Source organism: Rosenbergiella metrosideri, from assembly GCF_022602565.1.
Taxonomy (GTDB): Bacteria; Pseudomonadota; Gammaproteobacteria; order Enterobacterales; family Enterobacteriaceae; genus Rosenbergiella; species Rosenbergiella metrosideri.
Genome location: NZ_JALBCV010000036.1, coordinates 1 through 1858 on the forward strand (window position 1 = coordinate 1; position 1858 = coordinate 1858).

The 1858-nt window shown below is 44.7% G+C and carries 4 protein-coding genes and 1 pseudogene; all 5 read left to right on the top strand.

Annotation, left to right across the window (positions count from 1 at the left end; genetic code table 11):
* The first annotated feature begins 73 nt into the window (after positions 1-73).
* The 5 genes and pseudogenes from MKR94_RS16275 (at position 74) to MKR94_RS16295 (ending at position 1770) form a co-directional block, all read left to right on the top strand.
* Positions 74-436, top strand: coding sequence for a helix-turn-helix domain-containing protein (locus MKR94_RS16275; protein WP_241647867.1), 363 nt, complete (start codon positions 74-76; stop codon positions 434-436).
* Positions 437-443: 7 nt separating this feature from the next.
* Positions 444-890, top strand: a pseudogene (locus MKR94_RS16280) (YbcN family protein); the annotation flags it as partial.
* Positions 887-1330, top strand: coding sequence for a hypothetical protein (locus MKR94_RS16285; protein ID WP_241647868.1), 444 nt, complete (start codon positions 887-889; stop codon positions 1328-1330). The pseudogene MKR94_RS16280 and the gene MKR94_RS16285, both read left to right, overlap by 4 nt.
* On the top strand, positions 1317-1607 hold the full coding sequence (locus tag MKR94_RS16290; RefSeq protein WP_241647869.1) for a hypothetical protein: 291 nt from the start codon (positions 1317-1319) through the stop codon (positions 1605-1607). Before MKR94_RS16285 ends, MKR94_RS16290 begins: the two co-directional genes overlap by 14 nt.
* Before the next feature lie 19 nt (positions 1608-1626).
* Positions 1627-1770, top strand: coding sequence for a NinE family protein (locus MKR94_RS16295; protein WP_241640111.1), 144 nt, complete (start codon positions 1627-1629; stop codon positions 1768-1770).
* Positions 1771-1858: the final 88 nt, after the last annotated feature.

Here is a 1858-nt window from a genome sequence, read left to right on the forward strand (position 1 = left end):
ATCTCGAACACCACCATCAGAACCCGCTCCGAGCTATCTGCATTGTATTCCTCATGATGAAAGGCGGTGAGTGATGAAACTATCGGAACTAGGAAAAACAATCAGGAAATTTCGGATAGACGCCGGAGTTAATCAGCGACAAATGGCTGAAGAATTAGGTGTCACTAACTCATATCTATCCATGATTGAAAAGGGCGATAAAGATGCAAGCCAACGATTCACTGGAAAGATGGAGTCCTATTTTGAATCAAAGGGTATCCATGTAGGTAGCTCTCTTAATGAGGCGTATATGAAGTCAATCAAGGTGTTAAAGATAGACCTTCAAGGAAAGTCGCCGGAGGTCATTAAAATGCTTTTTACCATAATTAACGAAGCTGAAATGTATGTAACATCCAAGTGGGAAGAGTGCGCGATACCATTGAAGAAAGGAGAGTAATGAACATCCCAAAGACGGACTCCGGTTACACTCCACTAACTTCGAATCAGTAAAAAATCACCTCTCAGAATTACTCAAGGACGGGAAAACCTACCGCCTTAATCTCTGTTTTTGGCGCGAGCGTCGTAGCCTTCCGCAAAACTCATTAAGTCATATGTGGTACGAGGAAATCAGCCAATACCTCGTTAGCCGCGGGCGAACCTTTGCGTCCCCGGAGTGGGTCAAGGATGCGATGAAGCATAGCTATCTGGGTTATGAGGAAATCGAACGAGTAGACGTTGTAACCGGAGAGAAAAAAGTCGTTCAGGAGCTAAAGCACACGTCGAAGTTAAAGACTGGCGATATGCATCACTACCTGAGCAAAGTGGAATCATGGGCGCAGAGTATCGGGTGCTTACTTACCATTCCCGACAACTGCGAGTACCGAGAACTACAGAGGAAGCAGGAAGAATGAAATCCAGAAAATACCATCCCTATACGGGTGATGAAATAAAGAAAATTAAGGAGATGGCTGGAAAATTCACTTGTGCCGAAATGGCAAAGGAGATTGGCAGGAGCAACAGTTCTGTTGCCGCTTTTTGTAGCGATAACAAGATTTCCACCAAGATTATCAGAGATGAACTGAACGAAATCGATATGTCGATTATTGGGTGCTTGAGCTACGACACTTTCACCAAGGGCTCTAGATGTAAATGCGATTCTGGACTAAAGGATGGCGTATTCAAAAATGCAATAGCCAAGCTGATAAGAATAGGGAAGGTTGAGTATTCGACTGTAAGCGAGAGGCGTCAGGCGGTTCGATTTTATCGGCTATTACCCGAGGTTAAATTTGGTGTATCAAATCGACTGCAAGATTTCTACCAGTATATGAGAGGTTCCCATGCAGCGCGTTAAAGAAATGACTATCGGCGAAGTAATCCTTTCAAAGATGGAGCCTGGGGGCTGGTACTCGATGCGAGAGATTATCGAAATCACCAATATTGAAAGCGCAAGATTAAGGCCCGCGGCTAGCCGCATGGTTACCGGTGATATTCTCGAAAGGATGGCTGACCCCGATAACGCGCGCAACTACCTATACCGCAAAATCGAGAAGGAGAGCGAACTATCTTTCGGTGTATCTCGCAGACTTTCCGATTTCAATAACCACTGGCGAGGTGCTCATGCGGTATAGATCACCCACCAATATAGTTATGCAGAACCTCATTTACGACGTCCCGAAACCCCGCAGAAAACGCCAACGAATCCCCGAAGCCAGTGAAGTAAAGACATTCGATTATGTCTATACGCTACTCAAATCAAAGTGGGATAGGACTAGGCCAAGGAGAAGAAAGTGACAGATAAATCCAATACCCCGATCGAACATAAAGAAGACCGGTTGAAAATAATAAATAGCCATCTTTACATGAAGGATGGTGAGGTTAG